At 73.6% G+C, this 21,027-nt stretch carries 21 protein-coding genes; 18 read left to right on the top strand and 3 right to left on the bottom strand.

Going from position 1 to position 21,027, the window contains the following annotated elements:
* Positions 1-134 precede the first annotated feature (134 nt).
* The 8 genes from EDC02_RS09690 (at position 135) to EDC02_RS09655 (ending at position 7,686) form a co-directional block, all read left to right on the top strand.
* Positions 135-683 (top strand): flavin reductase family protein, encoded by a 549-nt coding sequence (locus EDC02_RS09690; RefSeq protein WP_123601640.1) that lies wholly within the window; start codon positions 135-137, stop codon positions 681-683.
* Between the two features lie 6 nt (positions 684-689).
* Positions 690-1,769 carry an LLM class flavin-dependent oxidoreductase gene (locus tag EDC02_RS09685; protein ID WP_123601639.1) on the top strand — a complete coding sequence of 360 codons (1,080 nt, stop codon included), beginning with the start codon at positions 690-692 and terminating at the stop codon, positions 1,767-1,769.
* Positions 1,766-2,647: an SMP-30/gluconolactonase/LRE family protein gene (locus tag EDC02_RS09680; protein WP_158632111.1), complete on the top strand. Its 882-nt coding sequence runs from the start codon at positions 1,766-1,768 to the stop codon at positions 2,645-2,647. The genes EDC02_RS09685 and EDC02_RS09680 overlap by 4 nt, the downstream gene beginning before the upstream one ends.
* Complete coding sequence (locus EDC02_RS09675; RefSeq protein WP_123601637.1) at positions 2,644-3,729, top strand: LLM class flavin-dependent oxidoreductase; 1,086 nt, start codon at positions 2,644-2,646, stop codon at positions 3,727-3,729. Before EDC02_RS09680 ends, EDC02_RS09675 begins: the two co-directional genes overlap by 4 nt.
* Before the next feature lie 18 nt (positions 3,730-3,747).
* Entirely contained in the window at positions 3,748-5,283 is a 1,536-nt protein-coding gene (locus EDC02_RS09670; protein ID WP_123601636.1) for a class I adenylate-forming enzyme family protein, read from the top strand.
* An 84-nt stretch (positions 5,284-5,367) separates the two neighbouring features.
* A complete protein-coding gene (locus EDC02_RS09665; protein ID WP_199757567.1) occupies positions 5,368-6,030 on the top strand; it encodes a TetR/AcrR family transcriptional regulator in 663 nt (220 codons plus the stop codon).
* A gap of 64 nt (positions 6,031-6,094) precedes the next feature.
* Positions 6,095-6,889 (top strand): SDR family NAD(P)-dependent oxidoreductase, encoded by a 795-nt coding sequence (locus tag EDC02_RS09660; RefSeq protein ID WP_199757566.1) that lies wholly within the window; start codon positions 6,095-6,097, stop codon positions 6,887-6,889.
* A complete protein-coding gene (locus EDC02_RS09655) occupies positions 6,886-7,686 on the top strand; it encodes an SDR family NAD(P)-dependent oxidoreductase (protein WP_123601635.1) in 801 nt (266 codons plus the stop codon). The genes EDC02_RS09660 and EDC02_RS09655 overlap by 4 nt, the downstream gene beginning before the upstream one ends.
* 64 nt (positions 7,687-7,750) lie before the next feature.
* Here EDC02_RS09655 and EDC02_RS09650 read toward each other — a convergent pair whose 3' ends face one another.
* Positions 7,751-8,977 (bottom strand): CaiB/BaiF CoA-transferase family protein, encoded by a 1,227-nt coding sequence (locus tag EDC02_RS09650; RefSeq protein WP_123601634.1) that lies wholly within the window; start codon positions 8,975-8,977, stop codon positions 7,751-7,753.
* A 28-nt stretch (positions 8,978-9,005) separates the two neighbouring features.
* Between EDC02_RS09650 and EDC02_RS09645 the strand changes: the two genes are divergently transcribed.
* Entirely contained in the window at positions 9,006-9,926 is a 921-nt protein-coding gene (locus EDC02_RS09645; protein ID WP_233605836.1) for a hydroxymethylglutaryl-CoA lyase, read from the top strand.
* Here EDC02_RS09645 and EDC02_RS09640 read toward each other — a convergent pair.
* Both EDC02_RS09640 and EDC02_RS09635 read right to left on the bottom strand, forming a co-directional pair.
* The gene (locus EDC02_RS09640; RefSeq protein WP_123601632.1) at positions 9,915-10,586 is read right to left on the bottom strand and encodes an enoyl-CoA hydratase/isomerase family protein; all 672 of its coding nucleotides are present in this window, start codon (positions 10,584-10,586) and stop codon (positions 9,915-9,917) included. The two genes, EDC02_RS09645 and EDC02_RS09640, sit on opposite strands and share 12 nt — an antisense overlap.
* Before the next feature lie 14 nt (positions 10,587-10,600).
* Positions 10,601-11,428: an enoyl-CoA hydratase-related protein gene (locus EDC02_RS09635; protein ID WP_233605835.1), complete on the bottom strand. Its 828-nt coding sequence runs from the start codon at positions 11,426-11,428 to the stop codon at positions 10,601-10,603.
* Positions 11,429-11,546: 118 nt separating this feature from the next.
* On the opposite strand from EDC02_RS09635, the gene EDC02_RS09630 reads away from it, so the two are divergent.
* Genes EDC02_RS09630 through EDC02_RS41500 form a run of 9 tightly spaced genes read left to right on the top strand, consistent with a single transcriptional unit; the run spans position 11,547 to position 21,026 of the window.
* Complete coding sequence (locus EDC02_RS09630; protein ID WP_123601631.1) at positions 11,547-12,710, top strand: acyl-CoA dehydrogenase family protein; 1,164 nt, start codon at positions 11,547-11,549, stop codon at positions 12,708-12,710.
* Positions 12,707-13,252, top strand: a complete 546-nt coding sequence (locus EDC02_RS09625; protein WP_123601630.1) for a hypothetical protein — start codon at positions 12,707-12,709, stop codon at positions 13,250-13,252. Before EDC02_RS09630 ends, EDC02_RS09625 begins: the two co-directional genes overlap by 4 nt.
* On the top strand, positions 13,249-14,592 hold the full coding sequence (locus EDC02_RS09620; protein WP_123601629.1) for a phenylacetate--CoA ligase family protein: 1,344 nt from the start codon (positions 13,249-13,251) through the stop codon (positions 14,590-14,592). Before EDC02_RS09625 ends, EDC02_RS09620 begins: the two co-directional genes overlap by 4 nt.
* Positions 14,589-15,764: a thiolase family protein gene (locus tag EDC02_RS09615; protein WP_123601628.1), complete on the top strand. Its 1,176-nt coding sequence runs from the start codon at positions 14,589-14,591 to the stop codon at positions 15,762-15,764. The genes EDC02_RS09620 and EDC02_RS09615 overlap by 4 nt, the downstream gene beginning before the upstream one ends.
* Positions 15,764-17,278, top strand: coding sequence for a 3-hydroxyacyl-CoA dehydrogenase NAD-binding domain-containing protein (locus EDC02_RS09610; protein ID WP_123601627.1), 1,515 nt, complete (start codon positions 15,764-15,766; stop codon positions 17,276-17,278). Before EDC02_RS09615 ends, EDC02_RS09610 begins: the two co-directional genes overlap by 1 nt.
* On the top strand, positions 17,275-18,108 hold the full coding sequence (locus tag EDC02_RS09605) for a CoA-transferase (RefSeq protein ID WP_123604667.1): 834 nt from the start codon (positions 17,275-17,277) through the stop codon (positions 18,106-18,108). Before EDC02_RS09610 ends, EDC02_RS09605 begins: the two co-directional genes overlap by 4 nt.
* A complete protein-coding gene (locus tag EDC02_RS09600) occupies positions 18,105-18,884 on the top strand; it encodes a co-chaperone HscB (protein WP_199757565.1) in 780 nt (259 codons plus the stop codon). The genes EDC02_RS09605 and EDC02_RS09600 overlap by 4 nt, the downstream gene beginning before the upstream one ends.
* Positions 18,881-20,002, top strand: a complete 1,122-nt coding sequence (locus EDC02_RS41505) for an acyl-CoA dehydrogenase family protein (protein ID WP_233605834.1) — start codon at positions 18,881-18,883, stop codon at positions 20,000-20,002. Before EDC02_RS09600 ends, EDC02_RS41505 begins: the two co-directional genes overlap by 4 nt.
* The gene (locus tag EDC02_RS41500) at positions 19,992-21,026 is read left to right on the top strand and encodes an acyl-CoA dehydrogenase family protein (RefSeq protein WP_123601626.1); all 1,035 of its coding nucleotides are present in this window, start codon (positions 19,992-19,994) and stop codon (positions 21,024-21,026) included. The genes EDC02_RS41505 and EDC02_RS41500 overlap by 11 nt, the downstream gene beginning before the upstream one ends.
* Position 21,027: the final 1 nt, after the last annotated feature.

The following is a 21,027-nucleotide window of genomic DNA, read 5'->3' as shown; positions in this document are numbered from 1 at the left end:
GTCGAATTGGATTGTCAGCGCTGCTGTTGACGCGTGGTCCGGCTCGGTGTTAGCCTTCCGTCAACATCAGCGGTGACGTGCATGTCATCGAGTCCGCCCGACCGGGAACCCCGAGGATGTTGGAGGCGAGGTAGATGGTGGTCGACACCCCGATCCGCCCGGCCCGGATCAATCCCTTCACCGCCGAGCGCTTCCGGCACGTGATGGGTCACGTGCCCACCGGCGTGACAGTGGTCACCGCGATGACCAGGCAGGGACCGGTCGGCCTGACCGTCGGCTCGTTCGTCTCCGCGTCGCTCGACCCGCCTCTGGTGGGCTTCCTGCCGGCCCGCACCTCGAGCACCTGGCCGCTGATGGTCCCGGTCGGGACGTTCTGCGTCAACGTGCTCGGTGAGGAGCATGAGCAGTTGTGCCGCGGCTTCGCCCGATCCGGTGGTCGCAAGTTCGACGGCGTCGACTGGCGTCCCGCGGCCGAGACCGGCTCCCCGGTGATCGACGGCGCGCTCGCCTGGTTCGACTGCGTCTTCGAGCGCTGCCACCCGGCCGGCGACCACCTGTTCGTACTGGGCCGGGTGCGCAACCTCGACGTCCGCGCCCAGGGCCGACCGCTGGTCTTCTGCCACGGCCGGTACCAGCAGCTCGCGGCGCCCGACGCCGCCCACGATCCGTCCACTGGAGGCTGAACCCCGATGCGTGTAGGGATGACCTGCATCTTCGAAGGTCACGAGAACGCGACCGACGAGGAGATCTACCACAACGAGCTGCGGCTCGCCGACCTCGCCGAGCCGCTCGGGTTCGACGCCATCTGGGGCGTGGAGCACCACTTCACGTCGTACACCATGTGCCCCGACGTCCTGCAGTTCCTCACCTACCTGGCCGGGCGGACCGAACGGGTCCAACTCGGCTCCGGCGCGGTGATCCTGCCCTGGCACGACCCGGTGCGGGTGGCCGAACAGGTCGCCGTGCTCGACATCATCTCCAACGGCCGGTTCGTCTTCGGGATGGGCCGTGGCCTGGGCCGTATCGAGTTCGACGGGATGCGGGTGCCGATGGGCGAGTCGCGGGAACGCTTCGTCGAGGCCGCGCAGATCATCATGCAGGCCCTCGAAACCGGCGTGCTGGAGTACGAGGGCAAGTACTACACCATTCCCCGGCGTGAGCTGCGGCCCCGCCCGACGCGCAGCTTCCGGGACCGGCTCTACGCCGCCGCCGTCTCCCCGGAGTCGGTGCGCATCATGGCCGACGTCGGCGCCGGCATCCTGATCAACCCGCAGAAGGACTGGATGGAGGTGGCCGACGACCTGGACGCCTACCGGACCACCTTCAAGGAACTCAAGGGCGTCGACGCACCGGCCCCGCTGGTCACCGGCTGGGTCTGCTGCGACGAGGACCCGGTCAAGGCCCGCGACATGGCCCAGGAGTACATCGGCGGCTACTACGAGTACGTGCTCAACCACTACGAACTCGGCGGCCGGCACTTCGACACCACGATGGGCTACGAGTACTACCAGAAACTGGCCCGGTCCATCCAGAAACACGGCTCCGACCGGGTCGTCGAGAACTTCATCGAACTGCAGATCTGGGGCACCCCGGAGCAGTGCTACGAGCGGATCGTCGACATCCGGTCCAAGGTCGGCAACGACGGGTTCAACGGGGTCTTCTCGTTCGCCGGCATGTCGCCGCAGACCGCCGAGCACAATCTGCGGCTGTTCGCCGCCGAGGTGATGCCCCGGCTCAAGGCCCTCGACCCGGTGCAGGTGACGTCGTGACCGCCGGCACACCCCGGGTGGTCACCGACGGCCTTCACTTCCCGGAGGGCCCCAGCCACCTCGGCGACGGCGCGGTCGCCGTGGTCGAGATGCAGGGCCAGCGGCTGACCCGGGTCGCCGCCGATGGGAGCCGGTCCACCCTCGGTGACCTCGGCGGCGGCCCCAACGGCAGCGCGCGGGGCGCCAGCGGCGCGGTGTACGTGGCCAACAACGGTGGCCTGTCCGCCACCCGGACCGGCGGGTACTGGCACGCGCCCGAACCGTTCGACGGCCGCGTGCAGAAGGTCGCCGCCGACGGCACCGTCAGTACGGTCGCCGTCGACCTGCCGGGCCCGGCCCCGCACCGGCCCAACGATCTGTGCTTCGGTCCCGACGGTCGGCTGTACGTCACCGACTCGCACAACTGGGAGAACCTGCGCGACCTCAAGCCGGGCCGGATCGTCACGGTGTCCGCCGACGGCACGGTGCGGCAGGTCGCCGAGGTCCCGGCGATGCCCAACGGGATCGGGTTCGGCCCGGACGGGCGGCTGTACCTGGCCCAGTCGCTGACCCGTCGCATCCTGGTCTTCGACCACTCGCCCGGTACCGGGCTCGGCGACCCGCAGGTGTTCGCCAAGCTGCCGGCCGGCTCGCCGGACGGGTTCTGCTTCGACGCCGACGGCAACCTGTACGTGTGCGGCAGCGTCGGGCATGTCGTCGTGGTCATCGGACCGGACGGCTCGGTCCGGGACGCCATCGACACGCCACCCGGCGCCCAGCCCACCAACTGCTGCATCGGCGACGGCCGGCTGTACGTCACCTTCTCGATGACCGGCGAACTGGTCGCGTACGACCTGGGCGTGGCGGCGTACCCGTTGCACGAGGGAGACATCGGATGAAGTTCGCCCTGATGTACGAGATCGCGGTGCCCCGCCCGTGGGACGACCGCAGCGCCTACGTGGCGTTCCAGAACGTCCTCGACCAGATCGTGCTCGCCGACAAGCTCGGCTTCCACAGCGTCTGGACCGTCGAACACCACTTCCTCGACGAGTACTCGTTCTCGTCGGCGCCGGGCGTGCTCTACGGCGCGATCGCCGCGAAGACGAAGAACATCCGGATCGGGCACGGCGTACGGCTGCTGCCGTTTCCGTACAACCATCCGGTGCGCGCCGCCGAGGCGGCCGCCACCGTCGACGTGCTCTCCGGCGGCCGCCTGGAGTTCGGCACCGGCCGCTCCGGCACCCGTACCGAGCTGGAAGGGTTCGGCATCGACCCGACCGACACCCGGCCGATGTGGGAGGAGGCCCTGGAGGTCATCATGGGCTGCTGGACCCAGGAGGAGTTCTCCTGGGACGGCGAGCATTTCAAGCTGCCGCCGCGCGGGGTGGTGCCCAAGCCGATGCAGCGCCCGCACCCGCCGCTGTGGGGCGCCTCGTCCAGCGCAGACAGCCACGAGCTGATCGGCGAGAAAGGGCTGGGGCTGTTGTCGTTCTCGGTGGCCGCCGCGCCGGAGACCCTGGTCAAACGGTTCAACCGGTACCGCGACGGGATCCGGCGCGCCAAACCGGTGGGGGCGTACGTCAACGAACAGATCGCCACCTTCACCCAGGTGCACTGCGCCCAGACCACCGAGGAGGCGTACGCGGCGGCGCGGGACTGCTTCGGCTGGTACGTGCAGACGTCGCTGAAGTCCGTCGCCGAGCTCGGCGACTGGAAGGACGGTGCGCAGCTGGGCAGCTACGAGTACGCCAGGAAGCTGCTCGGCGGGATCGACCTGGACTCGCTGACCTTCGACTATCTGGTCGACAACGACGCGGTGATCGTCGGCAACCCCGATCAGTGCGTCGAGATGGCCAAACGGTACGAGGCGGTGGGGACCGATCTGCTGCTCTGCCTCGTCCAGCCGTACAACATCCCGCACGAGAAGGTCATGAAGTCGATCGAGCTGCTGGGCAAGCACGTGCTGCCCGAGTTCTCCTAGGTACCGAGGGGGTGGCTGATGTCCACGCAGCGCACCAGCCGGGCGGCGGACTGGGTCCGGCTGCACGCCCGGAACACGCCGGGTCGGGCCTGCTTCGTCACCGACACCGACTCGTACTCGTTCGCCCAGGTCAACAGCCGGGTCAACCGGGTCGCCAATGAGCTGCGCCGGATGGGCGTCGGCAAGGGCGACCGGGTGGCGCTGTTCGCCACCGACTCGCACTGCTACATGGAGACCCTGCTGGCCTGCATGAAGCTCGGCGCGGTCTACGTGCCGTTGAACTTCCGGCTGGCCCGGCCGGAGCTGCAGATGCTGCTGCGTACCGCCGAGGCGAAGGTGCTGTTCTTCAGCGAGCGGTACGCCGCGATGGTCGAGTCGATCGACGTGCCGACGTTGCGCTGGACCGTGTCGTACGAGAAGACGGCGGTGGCCGACCGGGGGTACGACGAACTGGTCGCCGCCGGCGACGACGTCGAGATCGACACCCCGTTCGGTGACGACGAGATCATGTGCCTGGCGTTCACCAGCGGCACCACGGCTCTGCCCAAGGGCGTCATGCACCACCAGCGGATGACCAAGCACCTGGTGTTCCAGTGCATTCTGGAGCGGCGGCTGCCGGCGGACTCGTTCCACTACTCGCCGGCGCCGCTGTACCACGTGGCCGGGATGGGCTACGTGCTGGCCGGGGTGGCCCGCGGCTTCCCGTCGCTGATTCTGCCGGCGTTCGATCCGGTCACCGTGCTCAAGTGGCTGCGCCGCGACGTGCTCAACGGCGTCTTCCTGGTGCCAACGATGATCGACATGCTGCTGCAGCAGCCGGACGTGCGCGACGCCAGTTACGACCGGCTGCTGTCCATCGCGTACGGGGCGGCGCCGATGTCGCCGACCCTGCTGCGCCGGGCGATGAAGACGTTCAGGTGCGACTTCATGAACATGTTCGGCGCCGGCACCGAGGCCGGTCTGCAGACCGTGCTGACCCCGGAGGACCACCGCCGCGCGTTGGCCGGCAACGAGCATCTACTCGGCTCGATCGGCAAACCTGGCATGGGTGTCGACCTGCGGTTGTGCGACGACGACCTGAACGAGGTCCCGGACGGTACGGTCGGCGAGATCGTCACCCGGTCCGACGCGGTGATGGCCGGCTACCTCGGCATGCCGGACGAGACCGACCGGGTGCTGGTCGACGGCTGGTTCCGCGGCGGTGACATGGCCTGGCGCGACGACGAGGGCTACCTCTACCTGTCCGGCCGCAAGAAGGACATGATCATCCGAGGTGGGGAGAACATCTATCCGATCGAGATCGAACAGGTGCTGTCGGAGCTGCCGGCGGTGCAGGAAGTCTCGGTGGTCGGGGTGCCGGACGAGCGGTGGGGCGAGATAGTCCGGGCGCATCTGGTGGTCAACCCCGGTGGCGCCTTCGACGAGGACGCCGTCCGCGAGTACTGCCGGACCCGGCTCGCCGGGTACAAGATCCCGGCGGTGTTCCGGGTCGAGGAGACGCTGCCCCGCAACGCCAGCGGCAAGGTCCTCAAGCGGACGCTGCGTACCCGATGACCGTTGTCCGACGCGCTGCGCTATCATCAACGCGACTGTTCATAGATCGACTCTGGTCGGTCGTGCTGGAGGAGTGTGGCGCCCGTGGCGACCCGGGAACGCAACCGGACGGCAGCCAGCGACATCGCCCGCCGGCGGATGGAGCGCAGGCTGGCCAGTGGCCGCAAGTCCGACGCCCGCTGGCAGGAGGTCCTGGACGGGGCGGCCCGGGTGTTCCAGCGGCTCGGCTACGCCCAGACCACCCTGGAGGACGTGGCCACCGAGGTCGGCATCAACCGGGCCACGCTCTACTACTACGTCGGCACGAAGGAAGAGCTGCTCGTCTCGCTGCTGCATCAGCCGATCGAGCAGATGCGCCTGGAGCTGGAGCAGATCGTCGCCGAGCCGACACCGCCGCCGGAGAAGCTCACCCGCGGGCTGCGCGCCTACGTGCACGCAATGCAGCGCCGGCCGGAGCTGTTCATCTTCGTCGGCGAGAACATCCACAAGGTGATGACCGGCGACGAGGTGACCGACATCCAGCGCAACGCCGACCTGTGGGGCCGGCTGTTGACGAAGGTGATCACCGACGGCGCGGCCAGCGGCGATTTCCGCTCCGACGTCGACCCGAACGTCGCGGTGCTCGGCATCGTCGGGATGTTCAACTGGACCTACCGCTGGTTCGACCCGGACGGGCCGCGCAGCCTGGCCGACTTCGGCGAGATCTTCATCGAGCTGGCCCTGTCCAGCCTGGCACCGAAGTCCTGACCGGCGGCCGGTGCCGCGGCGCGGCGGCCGGCAGCAGACCGTCCCGGGCGATCGGGGCCGGCCGGTGAGCCGGGCCGCACCGGCTGCACCCGCCACCGGCGGTGGCCGGCCGACCGGTCCCGACCTGACCGACCGGGTGGCGCTGGTCACCGGCGGTGGGTCCGGGATCGGCGCGGCGACCGCGCACCGGCTGGCGGCGGCCGGTGCCCGGGTGCTGGTCGCCGACCGTGACCTGCCGGCCGCCGAGGCCGTCGCGGCGCGGATCGGTCCGGCCGCCGTGGCGCACCGGGTCGACATCGGTGACGCCGACTCCGTCGCCGCGATGGTCGCCGCCGTGGTCCGGCGGTTCGGCCGGCTCGACATCGCGCACAACAACGCCGGGGTGACCGGCGTGTTCGCCGACACCGCCGACTACCCGGCACACGTCTGGGACCGGGTGCTGGCGGTGAATCTGACCGGCACCTTCCACTGCCTGCGCGTCGAGATCGCCCAGCTGCTCGCCCAGGGCGGCGGCGGGTCGATCGTCAACACCGCGTCCGGGGCCGCGTTGCGCGGGGTGCCGGCGTCGGCTGCGTACGTGGCCAGCAAACACGGCATCGCCGGACTCACCCGGACCGCGGCGATCGAGTACGCCGCCGCCGGTATCCGGGTCAACGCGGTCTGTCCCGGCCTGGTCCGCACCCCGATCGTCCGGTTCGACACCACCGCGCTGGAGGCGGCACACCCGATCGGGCGGGCCGCCGAACCGCAGGAGATCGCCGAGGTGGTCTGCTGGCTCGCCTCGGACGCCGCCAGCTATGTCACCGGGGCGCTGCTGCCGGTCGACGGCGGCCTGGTCGCCGGGCTGGTCCGGCCGTGACGGCCGCCGATCCGCAGGTGCTGCGCCCCGGTCTGCTCGCCGGCCGGACCGCGCTGGTCACCGGCGCCGGCACCGGTATCGGCCGGGCGGTCGCGCTGCGGCTGGCCGGCCTCGGTGCCCTGGTGGTCGGCGTCGGGCGACGGCCGGAGCCGCTGGCCGGCACCGCCGGGCTGGCCGCACCGGGCCGGTTCGTCGCCCGGCCGCTGGACGTGCGTCGCCCGGAGCAGGTCACCGACCTGATCGCCGAGGTGGGCCGCCGGTACGGCCTGGACATCCTGGTCAACAACGCGGGCGGGCAGTTCGTCGCGCCGGCTACCGGGATCTCCACCCGGGGGTTCGCCGCGGTGACCGACCTGAACCTGACGGCGGTCACCCGGCTGACCGAGTCGGCGCGTCCGTGGCTCGCCGCACGCGGCCACGGCCGGGTGGTGAACGTCTCGCTGTCCGCGCCGGAGGCCGGTATCCCGGGCCTGGCCCACTCGGCCGCCGCTCGCGCCGGGGTGCTGGGCCTGACCCGGTCGCTGGCGCAGCGCTGGTCCGCCGACGGGATCCGGTGCAACTGTCTGGCGCCGGGCACCGTGCTGACCGACGGCGTACGCCACGAACTCACCGGCACCGTGTTGGCGGAGGTGCTGCGCCGTACCCCGCTGGGCCGGGCCACCACCCCGGACGAGGTGGCCGAGCTGGTCGGCTTCCTGGCCGGGCCGGCGGGGGAGTGGATCACCGGCCAGCTGATCGCCCTGGACGGCGGCGCCACGCTCGTCGGCGCCGCGGGTGCGCTGCTACGCCACGGCTGACGTGTCGCACAGCGCGTCGCGGCCACCGGCGCCGCTGGACTGACGCCGGCCGGCGGTGCCGCCGTCAGATGACGCCGGCGGTCCGCAACCGCGCGTACCGCTCGGCGGTCATTCCGAGCAGACCCTGGTAGACCTCGTCGTTGTGGGCGCCGAGTGCCGGGCCGGTGTGCCGGACCACGCCGGGGGTGCGGTCCAGCCGGGGGAACACGTTCTGCATCGGCACCGCGCCGAGCGCCGGATCGTCGACCGACACGATGGTCCGGCGGGCCTGGAAGTGCGGGTCGGTGAGCATCTCCGGCGCCCGGTAGATCTTGCCGACCGGTACGGAATGGGCGATCAGCGTCTCGGTGAGGGCGTCCACGCTGAGGGTCCGGGTCCAGTCGGCGATCTGGGCGTCCAGCTCGGCCTGGTGCCGGCCCCGGGCGGTGTGGCTGGCGTACCGTTCGTCGGTGCCGAGCTGCGGGTGGCCCATCGCGGCGGCCAGCCGACGGAAGACGGTGTCCTGGTTCGCGGCGATCAGCACCATCGCGCCGTCGCTGGTGGGGTAGACGTTCGACGGCGCCACGTTGGGCAGGATCGGTCCGCTGCGTTCGCGGACGAAGCCGGCCAGCCCGTACTCGGGCACCAGGGACTCCATCAGCGCGAGGACCGCCTCGTAGATCGCGGCGTCGACGACCTGACCGGTGCCGGTGCGGTCGCGGGCGCGCAGCGCGAGCAGGGTGCCGAGGGTGGCGAACGTCGCGGCGAGGGAGTCGCCGAGGCTGATGCCGACCCGGCTGGGCGGGGTGGACGGGTCGCCGACGACGTACCGCAGCCCGCCCATCGCCTCGGCGATCGCGCCGTAGCCGGGTCGTTCGGCGTACGGCCCGTGCTGTCCGAACCCGGAGACCCGGACCATGACCAGCCCCGGGTTGATCGTGGTGAGCTGGTCGAAGCCGAGTCCCCACTTCTCCACCGTGCCGGGCCGGAAGTTTTCCAGCAGCACGTCCGCGTCGGCCAGCAGGTCGCGGGCGATCTGCTGGCCGTCCCCGGTGCGCAGGTCGAGGGTGATCGACTTCTTGTTCCGGGCGATGATCGGCCACCACAGCGACCGTCCGTCGGACTTCTCCCGTCCCCATTCGCGCATCGGGTCGCCGACGCCCGGCGGCTCGACCTTGATCACCTCGGCGCCGTGGTCGGCGAGGAGCTGCCCGCAGAACGGGCCGGCGATCAGGGAGCCCATCTCGATGACCCGCACTCCGGCCAGTGGCGGTGCGGTGTCCGGGGTGCCGTCCGGCGGCGCATGCGTCATGCCTGATGTTATACAGTCCACGTAAACGTTGACGCAACTGCAGGGAGTGGTCGTGGTCGAGATCGTCGAGGTGGCGCCCCGGGACGGGCTGCAGAACGAGGCCACCCTGCTGCCGACCGGTGACAAGCTCGAACTGGTCCGCCGGGCGGTCCGCCACGGCGCGCGGCGCATCGAGGTCACCGCCTTCGTCCGGCCGGACCGGGTACCGCAGATGGCCGACGCCGAGCAGGTGGCCGCCGGTCTGCCGGACCCCGCCGCCGGGGTGCGCTACACCGCCCTGGTGCTCAACGAACGCGGTTATCTGCGGGCCCGCGACGCCGGCTTCCGTGAGATCAACATGGTGGTGCTCGCCACCGAGACGTTCAGCGAACGCAATCAGGCAATGCCGGTGGCGGCGGCGCTGCGGGCGATGGCGGCCGTCCGCCGCCGGGCCGCCGCCGACGGGGTACGGGTCGCGGTGACGGTCGGGGCGGCGTTCGGCTGCCCGTTCGAGGGCGAGGTCCCGGTCGCACGACTGGCGACCGTGCTGCGTGCGGTGCTCGCCGAATCGCCGGACGAGCTGGTGCTGGCCGACACGATCGGGGTGGCGGTGCCGACCGACGTGGAGGAGCGCTTCGGCCTGGCCGCCGACCTCGCCCCCGGACTGTCGCTGCGGGCGCACTTCCACGACACCCGCAGCACCGGGGTGGCCAACGCGGTGGCGGCGGTCCGGTCCGGTGTCACCGCCCTGGACGCCAGCCTGGCCGGGATCGGCGGCTGCCCGTTCGCACCGGCCGCCACCGGCAACGTGGCCACCGAGGACCTCGCCTACACGTTGAGCCGGATGGGCGTCGACGTGGGACTGGACCTGCCGACGGTGCTGGACGACGCCCGCTGGCTGGCCGCCGCGTTGGGCGTCACCGCCCCGGGCCGGCTCAGCCGGGCGGGACTGTTCCCGTCACCGGCCTGACCGGGTGTCCTCCGCCGGGGCCGGGGTGAGCAGCGGCAGCATATCGCGGGCGTAGCCGGCGGCGTCGGCGGCGGGCAGCCGCTGCGCCGCGTCGAGGGCCCGCAGCGCGAGTCCGGCACCCGGGGAGTCGGCCCAGGACCGGGCCAGCTCACCGGCCCGGTCGGCGCACTGCGGGTCGACCCCGGCGACCAGACCCCAGTCCAGTGCGGTGGCGGCGCCGAGGAACCGGCCGGTGAGCACCAGGTGCCGGGCCCGTCCCGGCCCGATCCGCCGGGTCAGCAGGCCGGCCAGGTCGCTGGCGAGCAGCGCCCCGCTGTCCGGGTCTCCGGCGGTGAACGTGCTGGTCGGGGCGGACAGCACGACGTCGAAGTGCAGCAGCGCGGCCAGCCCGGCCCCGCCGACCGGGCCGGTCACCGCCAGGACGGTCGGTGCCGCCGCCCGGCGCAGCGCGGCGCGCAGCCGCTCGGCGGCACCGCTGGCGGCGACCTGGTCGCCCCGCGGGTCCAGCGTCTCCCCGGCGACCTCCACCAGGACGGCGGCCAGCCCGGTCTGCCGCGCCGCGTCGCGTACGGCCGTGGTCAGGTCGGTCAAATCGGCGCCGGCGCCCAGCGCGACGGTGGCGATGTTCATCTCGGTCCCTTCGTCACGGATGCTCGGCACCCCACGGATCGTTCTCACCGGCCCTGGAACCGGGGCGGGCGCTTGTCCAGGAACGCGGTGATCCCCTCGGTGCGGTCCGCGGTGCCGAGCAGCCCGGCCAGCATCGCGCGTTCCAGGTCCAGCCCGGCGCTGAGCGGGGTCTCCTCGGTGGCCCGGACGGCCGCCCGGGCCTGCCGGACGGCGATCGGGCCGAACCCGGCCAGTTCCCGGGCGACCTCGGCGCCGACCTGCACCACCCGCTCGCGCGGCGCGACCCGGTGCACCAAACCCAGGTCCCGGGCCCGCCAGGCGTCCACGGTGCGACCGAGCAGGACGACCTCGGCGGCGACGAACCGGCCGGCGACCCGGGCCCAGCGTTGGGTGCCGCCGGCGCCGGGCATGATGCCGAGCCGGATCTCCGGCTGCCCGAACACCGCGTTGTCCGCCGCTACGACCAGGTCGCAGGCGAGGGCCAGCTCGCAGCCGCCGCCGAGGACCGGTCCGGCGACGGCGGCGACCAGCGGGGTGCCGACCGACATGATCCGCCGCCACGCGCCGACCCGGGGTGAGTCCAGGTACCGGGCGGTGTCGAGGGCGAGCAGTTCGCGTACGTCGGCACCGGAGGCGAAGGTGTGGCCGCCGCCGGTGAGCACGATCGCCCGGACCTGCGGGTCGGCGTCGGCCGCCGCCAGGGCGTCCACCAGGTCGTGCATCGTGTCGGTGGTGAGCGCGTTGCGCCGGTCCGGTCGGTTGAGTCGGACGACGGCGACGGCGCCCTCCCGTCCGGTGAGCACCGCCGGTGCCGGCGGTTGTTCGGCCACCGGCCCGGTCGGGTCCGCCACTGTCCCTGTCGGGTCTGCCACTGTGCGACCTCCTTGACACGTCGGACCTTGCTCGGCAAGCTGGTCGACATCTACGTTGACGTTATCAACGGGCCGGTGGGTCGGGAAGTACCGGCGGCGACTTCGGAAAGGATCCGGGATGGGCGTGCTGTGGGAACCGGAACTCGACCCGGTCGGGGCCACCTGGCTGGCCACCGCCCGGACCCTCGCCGCCGAGAAGTTCGCCCCGGCCGCCGCCGAACTCGACCGGGACCAGCGCTACCCCTGGGAACACGTCGCCGCCTTCGTCGAATCCGGACTGACCGGCATCTTCGTGCCGACCGAGTACGGCGGGGCCGGGCTGAGCATGCAGGCGGTGTGCGCGATCACCGAGGAGGTCTCCCGGGCCTGCGCCGCCACCGGCGCCATCCTGGCCGCGTACGAACTCGGCGCGGTACCGCTGCTGCTGGCCGGCACCGACGAGCAACGCCGACTGGTCCTCGGCGACCTGCTCCGGGGCCGGGCGGTCAGCTTCGCCCTCAGCGAGAACGGTGCCGGCAGCGACGCCGCCGCGATCACCACCACCGCGCTGCCCGACGGCGACGGGTTCCGGCTGCGCGGCGAGAAGATCTACATCGGCAACGGCGGCGCCGCGCAACACTACGTGGTCTTCGCCAAGACCGACCCGGACGCCGGGGCCCGCGGCATCACCGCCTTCCTGATCGACAAGGACACCCCGGGCGCGGTCATCGACCGCTACGAGGACAAGATGGGCATCCGGGGCACCCGGACCAGCAACCTGAAACTCGACGCCCGGGTACCGGCCGACGCGATCCTCGGCGAACGCGGCCGCGGACTACGGCTCGCGCTGCGCACCCTCGACCTGGGCCGGATCAGCGTCGCCGCGCAGGGGCTCGGCATCGCCGCGGCCGCCTACCAGCTCGCCACCGCCGAGGCCGCCCGCCGCAGCCGGTTCGGCCGCACCCTGCTGGAACACCAGGGGATCGGCTTCCGGCTCGCCGACCTCGCCACCGAGCTCACCGCCGCCCGGCTGCTCACCTACCAGGCCGCCCGCGCCTACGACGCCGGCACGTCGGTGTCCACCATCGGCGCCATGGCCAAGCTCTACACCAGCGAGGTCGCCCACCGCGCCGTCGACCTCGCCGTCCAGGTGTACGGCGGGGAAGGCTACTGCAAACCCTGCCCGGCCGAACGGCTCTACCGTGACCAGCGGGTGCTGGAGATCTACGAGGGCACCTCGGAGATCCAGCGGATCGTCATCGCCCGGGCGATCGGCGCCGACCAGCCGGAGCCGGTCCGGTGACCACGTCGCAGGCCAGCTGCCTGGCCGCCGGCGCGCTCACCGGCCGTACCATCGTCTGGGTCGCCGGCGCACCCACCCCCGCGCTGACCGCGGCCCTGGCCGGCCTCGGCGCCCGGCCGCCGGGTGCCGCCACGACCCCGCCGGACCTGGTCGTCGCCGACCTGCGCGACAGCGTCGCCCCGACCGCGGTGGACCGGCCCGGCCGCGCCGGGGCCGTGCTCACCGCCGCGTTCACCGCCGCCCGCGCCGGCCGGGACCTGCTCACCGGTGCCACCGGCGGCGGCCTGCTGCTGACCGCCGCCGACGCGCCCGGCCCGACCGGCGCGGCACTGCACGCGGGTCTGACCTCGCTGACCCGGACCCTGGCCACCGAATGGGCGCCGCAGCACATTCGGGTGAACTGCCTGCTCACCCCGCAGGCACCGGCGACACAGCCGCTGGCCGACCTGATCGGCTACCTCGCCGGCCCGGCGGCCGCCCTGCTCACCGGGCAGCCGCTCACCCTGACCCCGCCGGCCGCCCGGCCGGGGCGGACCGCATGATCGGGCACCGGCCGGTGCGCCGCTGGTGGTCGGAGTGCGAGACCTTCCCCCGCGACCGGCTCGCCCAGCAGCAGCTCACCGCGCTGCGCCGCCAGCTCACTTACGTCTACCAGGCGAGCACCCTGCACCGGCGGCGGATGCTCGACGTCGGCTGGCACCCGGCCGACCTCACCGATCTGGACTCGCTACGGGACCTGCCGATCATCGACAAGGCCGACTACCTGGACGGGCTGCGCGAGGAACCACCGTGGGGGACCGCCCGGGCGGCCGACCCGGAGGCCGTCCAGCGGGTGCACTTCTCCTCCGGCAGCACCGGCGACCCGGTGCCGGTGCTGTGGACCGGCCCCGACCTGGAGCGCTGGGCCGACCTGTACGCGCGGATGGCGTACGGGCAGGGCATCCGTGACCGGGACGTCTACCTGTGCCTGTTCAGCTATCCGTGGTTCGTCGGCGGGCTCGGTGCCACCGCCGGCTACCAGCGGATCGGCGCGACGGTCGTGCCGGGCGGGTCCGCCGACACGCACCGGCAGATCGACACCATCTTCCGGTACGGCGTCACCGCCGTCGGCGGTACGCCGTCGTTCCTGCTGCACCTGGCCGAGGTCGCCGAGCAGGCCGGGCGGCCGCTACGCGACTGCCCGGTACGCCGGGTCATGGTCGGCGGTGAACCGGGCGGCGCGGTGCCCGCCACCCGGGCGCTGATCGAGCAGGCCTGGGGTGCCCGCTGCTTCGACGGCTACGGCTGCCTGGAGTTCCAGCCGGTCGCCTGGGAATGCGAGGAACAGGCCGGCGGACACCTCGCCGAGGACTTCGTCCACGCCGAGGTGCTGCACCCACGTACCCGCGAACCGGTGCCCGACGGCACGACCGGCGTCCTCGTCCTGACCCACCTGGACAAGCAGGCCACCCCGCTGGTCCGGTTCTGGACCGGTGACCTGGTGGTACGCGACAGCACCGGGTGCGGCTGCGGCCGCAGCCACGCCCGGCTGACCGGCGGGGTGCTGGGCCGGGCCGACGACATGCTGGTGGTCCGGGGCGTCAACGTCTTCCCCAGCGCGGTGGAGCAGGTGCTGCGGGAACACCCGGCCGGCCGGGGCCAGCACCAGATCGTGCTGGACGCCGACGTCACCGACCGGCACAGCGGATACCTGACCGGGATCAAGGTCGAGATCGAGCTGCCCGACGGCACCCGGACCGCCGCCGCCGAACTGACCGCGGCGCTGCGGCAGACGCTGCGGGTCCACGCCCAGGTGGTGGCGGTCGCCCCGGGCAGCCTGCCGCGCCACACCCACAAGGCCCGCCGCGTCGTGCGACGCGGCGGCGGGACGGAGCGAACGTGAACCGGCAGGTGTATCTGATCGGCGCCGTGCGCACCCCGCACGGACGCTACGGCGGCTCGCTGCGTACGGTGCGGGCGGTCGACCTGGGCACCGTCGCGGCGGCGGCGGCGCTGGAGCGGTCCGGCCTGCCGGCCGACGCCGTCGGCGAGGTGGTCGCGTCCAACTGCCGCCAGGCCGGCAACGGCCCCAACCCGGGCCGGCAGATCACCCTGCGGGCCGGCCTGGCGCAGCACACCCCGGCGCAGACCGTCAACATGGCCTGCGCCTCCGGGCTGAAGGCCATCCAACTGGCCGCCCAGTCGGTCACCGCCGGCGACACCGGCGCCGCCCTGGTCGTCGCCGTCGAGTCGATGAGCACCATGCCCTACCTGGCCGACTCCGGACTACGCTGGGACGGCGTACGGCGCGGCGACATCACCCTGGTCGACGGGTGGCGCGACGGCGGCACCGACCCGGTCTGCGGGCTCAACATGGGCCAGACCGCCGAACGGGTCGCCGAGCGGTACGGTATCGGCCGCGTCGACCAGGACGCCTGGGCCGCCCGCAGCCACCAGCGGGCCGCCGCCGCCTGGGCCGACGGCCGGTTCGCGGCGGAGACGGTGCCGGTACCGACCGCCGACGGCGCGTTCGCCCGTGACGAGACCTTCCGCACCGACAGCACCCCGGCCCGGCTCGCCGGCCTGAGACCGGCGTTCGTCGACGGCGGCACGGTCACCGCCGGCAACGCCAGCCAGATGGCCGACGGCGCCGCCGCCGTGATCGTCGCCGACGCGGCCACCGTCGACCGATACGGCCTGACGCCCACCGCCCGGCTGGTGTCGTTCGCCGCGGTCGGTGTCGACCCGACCGAGATGGGGGTCGGCCCGGTGCACGCCGTTCCCCGCGCGCTGGACCGGGCCGGCCGGTCAGCGGCCGACGTCGACCTGTTCGAGATCAACGAGGCGTTCGCCGCGCAGATCGTGCACAACGTCCGCGGACTCGGTCTGGCCGAGGACCGGGTCAACGTCAACGGCGGCGGTATCGCGCTGGGCCACCCGACCGGGCAGAGCGGTACCCGGATCGTGGTGTCGCTGCTGCATGAACTCGCCCGCCGCGACGCCACCACCGGGGTGGCCAGCCTCTGCGTCGGCGGCGGCCAGGGAGTCGCCGCCGTACTGGAAAGGGTGAGCTGATGGCGACGGTGGATGAACTGTCGGTGGTGGTCGTCGGGCTCGGACCGATGGGCCGCGGCATCGCCCGGGTGTTCGCCCAGTCGGGGGCCCGGGTCACCGTGGTCGACGCCGACGAGACCCGTACCCGCGACAACGCCGAGGTGCTGCGGCGCGAGGCGGACCGCGACGACCGGCCGGTGCCGGTCACCGCCACCGCCGACCTGGCCGCCGCGCTCGACGGCGCCGACCTGCTCGTCGAGGCCGTCGTGGAGGACCTGGCGGTCAAACGTGACCTGCTCGCCCGGGTCGCCGCCACCGGGTCCACCGGCCTGGTCGTGGCCACCAACACGTCCTCGTTGAGCGTCGCCGAACTCGGCCGGGCCTTCGGCGATCCGACCCGCCTGGTCGGGTTGCACTTCTTCAACCCGGCGACCCGGATGCGGCTGGTCGAGGTGGTCGCCGGTCCGCAGACCGCGCCGCAGGTCGTCGACCGGGCGCAGCGGTGGGTCACTGGGCTGGGCAAGACCGCGGTGCGCTGCGCCGACACCCCCAACTTCGTGGTGAACCGGATCTGCCGGCCGCTGTACTACGAAGCCCAACTGCTGGTCACCCAGGGCGTTCCGGCCCCGGTGGTGGACGCGGTGGCGCAGGCCGCGCTCGGCCACCGGATGGGTCCGCTGGAACTGCTCGACTTCACCGGGCTGCACACCCACCTGGCCTCCTCGGAGACCGCGCTGCGCGAGTTCGGCGACCCGCGTTACCGGCCGATCCCGCTGACCCGGGCACTGGTGCGGGCCGGGCTCACCGGCCGCGGCGTCGGCCGCGGCTACTACGACTACGCGGCCGAACCACCGGCCGCCGCGCGGCACCGGGTCGTCCGGCCGGCACCGGCCGGCAGCGGCCCGGTGGTGCTCACCGGGCCGGCGGCCGACCGGCTGCACGGCGTCGCCGGCCTGATCGGTGACACCGCCGACACACCCGCCGACGCGGTCCTGCTGTACGCCGCCGCCGGTGACCCAGGGCGGTGCGCCGCCGAGATCACCGACCTGCTGGCCGCCGGCCGGACCGTCGTGCTGGACAGCTCCGACGCCGGCTGGCTCGACGTCGCGCCGCCCGGGGTAGGCTGGCTGCGGCTGCACCCCACCGCCGAACGGGTCTTCGCCGAAGTGGTCCACGACGACGTCGCCGCGATCTGCGAGACGACGGCGGTCACCGCCGTGCTGGCCGCCACCGGTGCCTCCTCGGTCCGGCTGCCGGCGCTGCCCGGACTGGTCGCCGACCGGCTGATGTACACCATGGCGAACGAGGCCGTCACGGTGGTCGAGGAGGGCACCGCGACCGCGGCGGCGGTGGACACCGCGCTGCGACTCGGGATGAACCATCCGGTCGGACCGACGGAGTACGTCGACCGGGTCGGCGCCGACCGGGTGCTCGACGGACTCGTCGCGCTCGCCCGGTTCACCGGCGATCCCCGGTACCGGCCGTGCCCGCTGCTGCGTCGACAGGCGGCCGGCACCGCCCGCCGCCGGTCATGACGCCGCCCGCCGACCGGCTGCGCCGGCCCACCCTCACCCTGGCCGAGGCCGTCACCCGCTACGTCGCCGACGACGACTGCGTCTACCTGGGCAACTTCGGCGGGCAGCTGTTCAGCGTCGGCCACGAACTGATCCGGCAGCGCCGCCGTCGGCTGCACGCGGTCGTCGCCTCCGGCGGCCTGCTGCTCGACCAGCTGATCGGCGCCGGGGTGCTGGCCGCCGCGACGTTCGGGCACTGCTGGAGCCCGGTCGGCCCGGATCCGGCATGGAACTTCCGTCGGCTGGTCGAGTCGGGTGACCGGTCGGTCGCCCTGCACGAGGTCAGCCTTGGCATGCTGAACGCGGCGTTGACCGCCGCCGCCTGGCGGGTGCCGTTCATGCCGGTGCCGCCGACGCCCGGCACCGGGTACATCGACAGCGGCTGGCCGGGCGGGCTGCTCGGCACCGCCGACAGCGACTTCGGCGCGGCCACCGTCGTGCGGGCGGTCACCCCCGACGTCGCGTTCGTGCACGCCGACCTGGTCGACGAGCGCGGCAACTCGGTGATCCGTACCCCGCTCGGCGAGGTCCCCGCCGCCAGCCAGGCGGCGCGGCGGGTCGTCGTGGTCGCCGAGGCCGCCGCCAGCGTCGAACAGGTACGCGCGGCCGGCGTCACTCTGCCCGGTCTGCTGGTGACGGCAGCGGTGGTGGCACCCGGCGCGGTGCACCCGGACGGCGCACCGGGCCGCTACCCGCGCGACGTCGCCGCCTACCAGGCGTACGTGGCGGCGGCCCGCAGCCCCGACGGGTTCGCCCGCTGGCTGGCCGACGAGGTGGCGAGTGCCCGGTGAGTGTCGTCGACTTCCTGGTCCGGGCGGCCGGCGAGTTCCGCCGCGGCGGCTACGTGTTCACCGGCTTCCACTGGCCGGTCCTCGCCGCCCGGCTGGCCCACCAGCTGCCCGGGGAACCGTTCGCCGAGGTGTACGAGGCGGGCGCGGTGTGCGACCGCCCGGCCACCACGGTCGCCACCAGCACCACCGACCACCACGCGTACGCTGACGCGGTGGCCTGGCGCGGCACCAGCTCCGACGTGCTGCTCTGCCTGGCCGCCCGGTGCGACCGGGTGGTGCTGGACGCGGCCAACGTGGACCTCGCCGGGCGGATCAACGCGAGCATGGTCGGCGCCGGCGACCCGCCGCAGGTCCGGCTGGCCGGCGGGGGCGGCGCGGCCGACGTCGCCGCCTCGGCCCGCGAACTCGTCCTGCTGCACGGTGGTGCCGACCCGACCCGGCTGGCCGCCCGGGTGCAGCACGTCACCGCCGCCCCCGGGCCGGCCGCGCCGGTGCGGCTGCACACCCGGTGGGGAACGCTGCGCCTCGGCGCCCGACCCCGGCTGGTGGAACTGGTCGACACCGCCGGCACCGACGAGTTCCTGCGCCGGCTGACCGACCTCGGTGTGCCGGTCGACCCGGCCCGGCCGGTGGCACCGGTGCCACCGGCCGCCCGCCGGGCCGCGCGGCGGACCCTGGCCGAGGCGGCCGACCGCGGCTACCGGGTGGCCCGGCAGGCGTTGGCCGAGAAGACCGGACCCGGCCACCCGGCAACCGACGACGGAGGGCAGCCGTGACCGACGATCTCGACGAACTGCGCCAGCAGGTCCGCGACCTCGCCGACCGCTGGCAGGCGGCCGGCCGGTTCCGGCCGGTCTGTGACGCCTGGCTGCGCGGGCACGACATCGAATTCAGCAAGGAGATGGCCCGCCACGGCTGGATCGGCATCACCTGGCCCCGCGAGTACGGCGGGGGCGGCCGGTCGAACCTGGCCCGGCTGGTGGTCACCGAGGAGTTGCTGCGGGCCGGCGCCCCGGTGGCCGCGCACTGGATCGCCGACCGGCAGATCGGCCCGGCGATCCTGCGGTACGGCACCCCGCAGCTGCGCCGGGAGTTCCTGCCCCGGATCGCCGCCGCCGACGTGACCTTCTGCCTCGGGATGAGCGAGACCGAGGCCGGCTCGGACCTGGCAGCGGTGCGCACCACCGCCACCCGCGACGGGTCCGGCTGGCGGATCACCGGTGCCAAGGTGTGGACCAGCCACGCGCACCGCAGCAGCCACGCCTACGTGCTGGCCCGCACCGGCGGCGGTGAGCGCCGCCACGACGGGCTGACCGAGTTCGTCGTCGACCTGGCCGCCCCGGGCGTCACCGTCCGACCCATCATCGACCTGCAGGGCGAGCACCACTTCAACGAGATGATCTTCGACGGGGTGCCGGTCCCGGACCGCTGGGTGATCGGCGAGGTCGGCCGGGGCTGGCGGCAGGTGACCGAGCAGCTGTCGTTCGAACGCGGCGGACTGGAACGGGTGATGAGCACCTATCCGCTGCTGCGGGCTCTGGCCCGGTCGGTGGCCGACGGAGCCGAGCCGGCCGCGGTCGAGGCGGTCGGCGAGCTCGCCGCCCGGCTGGCGGCGCTGCGCCGGATCGCCTGGGAGATCGCCGCCGACCTGGACGCCGGTGCCGCCCCGGTACGGCGGGCGGCGCTGCTCAAACACCTCGGCACCACGTTCGAGCGGGAAGTGACCGAGACCGCCCGTTGGGTGACCGGTGCCCGGCCGGACCCGACCGGCGACGGCCTGCCCGCACTGCTCGCCCAGGGGATCCTGGCCGCGCCGGGATTCTCCATCCGCGGCGGCACCACCGAGGTGCTGCTGACCTTGATCGCCCGAGGGGAGGCGGACCTTGTCCGGTGACGAACCGACCGACGAGGCGATGCTGCGCCAGATCGTCGCCGAGGCGCTGACCGGCGTCGCGACCGGGACGCTGTGGGCCACCGCGCGGGACCTCGGCTGGCTGGCCGTGGGCGTCGCGGAGCAGGTCGGCGGCTCCGGCGGCACCGTCCGCGACGCGGCCGCGATCGTCCGGGCGGCGGCCGCCACCGCCCCGGAGCTCGCCCTGGTCGAGGCGATGCAGGCGAGCTGGCTGCTCGGCGAGGCCGGCTGGCTCGACCCGGACCGCGACGAGCCGTACGCGGTGGCGCTGCCCGACCCGGCGGAGACGATCACCCTGCACACCGGGCTGACCGGCTCGGCCACCGGCGTGGCGGGGGCGCGGACGGCGTCCGCGCTGCTGGTCTGTGCCGTCGCGGCCGACGACGGCCGGCCGGTGCTGGCCCGGGTCGACCCGGCCGCCGACGGGCTGCGCGTCACCCCGGGGACGAACCTCGCCGGCGAGCCCCGGGACCAAGTCACTGTGCGGGGCTGCGTGCCACTGCGGGTGGCGATGACCGCGCCGCACGCCGCCGACGTGCGGCGCCGGGAGTCGCTGCTGCGGGCCGCCGCGCTGCTCGGCGCCGTCGAACGAACCTGCCAGTTGACCGTCGACCACGTCCGGGTACGCACCCAGTTCGGTCGGCCGTTGCTGGCCCAGCAGGCGGTGGCGCACGCGGTGGCGACCATGGCGGGGGAGCGGGAGCAGTGCCGGGCTGCGCTGCGCGGCGCCTTGGACGCCTGGGGCGGCGACCACGCGGCCAGCCGGGTCGCCGCCGCCCGGGTGATCTTCGGCCGGGCGGCCACCACGGTGGCCCGGCTGGCGCACCAGCTGCACGGCGCGGTGGGCATCACCCGGGAACACCCGCTGCACCGCAGCACCGGCCGGCTGCTCGCCTGGCGCGACGAGCCGGTCGCCACCCGCACGGCGTCCCATACCCTGGGTACGGTGGTCGCCGGCGGCGGCGACCTGTGGCAGTGGGTCGTCACCGACCGGATCAGGAGCTGAC

The sequence above is a fragment of the Micromonospora sp. Llam0 genome, assembly GCF_003751085.1.
Classification (GTDB): domain Bacteria; phylum Actinomycetota; class Actinomycetes; order Mycobacteriales; family Micromonosporaceae; genus Micromonospora_E.
This window is presented reverse-complemented; position numbering and strand designations above follow the sequence as displayed.

Bases quoted from the DNA above. Each gene is read 5' to 3' on its own strand.
- EDC02_RS09670 (WP_123601636.1), top strand. From the start codon at position 3,748: ATGTCCACGCAGCGCACCAGCCGGGCGGCGGACTGGGTCCGGCTGCAC.
- EDC02_RS09630 (WP_123601631.1), top strand. From the start codon at position 11,547: ATGGGCGTGCTGTGGGAACCGGAACTCGACCCGGTCGGGGCCACCTGG.
- EDC02_RS09610 (WP_123601627.1), top strand. From the start codon at position 15,764: ATGGCGACGGTGGATGAACTGTCGGTGGTGGTCGTCGGGCTCGGACCG.
- EDC02_RS09650 (WP_123601634.1), bottom strand. From the start codon at position 8,977: ATGACGCATGCGCCGCCGGACGGCACCCCGGACACCGCACCGCCACTG.
- EDC02_RS09620 (WP_123601629.1), top strand. From the start codon at position 13,249: ATGATCGGGCACCGGCCGGTGCGCCGCTGGTGGTCGGAGTGCGAGACC.
- EDC02_RS09675 (WP_123601637.1), top strand. From the start codon at position 2,644: ATGAAGTTCGCCCTGATGTACGAGATCGCGGTGCCCCGCCCGTGGGAC.
- EDC02_RS09690 (WP_123601640.1), top strand. From the start codon at position 135: ATGGTGGTCGACACCCCGATCCGCCCGGCCCGGATCAATCCCTTCACC.
- EDC02_RS09605 (WP_123604667.1), top strand. From the start codon at position 17,275: ATGACGCCGCCCGCCGACCGGCTGCGCCGGCCCACCCTCACCCTGGCC.
- EDC02_RS09685 (WP_123601639.1), top strand. From the start codon at position 690: ATGCGTGTAGGGATGACCTGCATCTTCGAAGGTCACGAGAACGCGACC.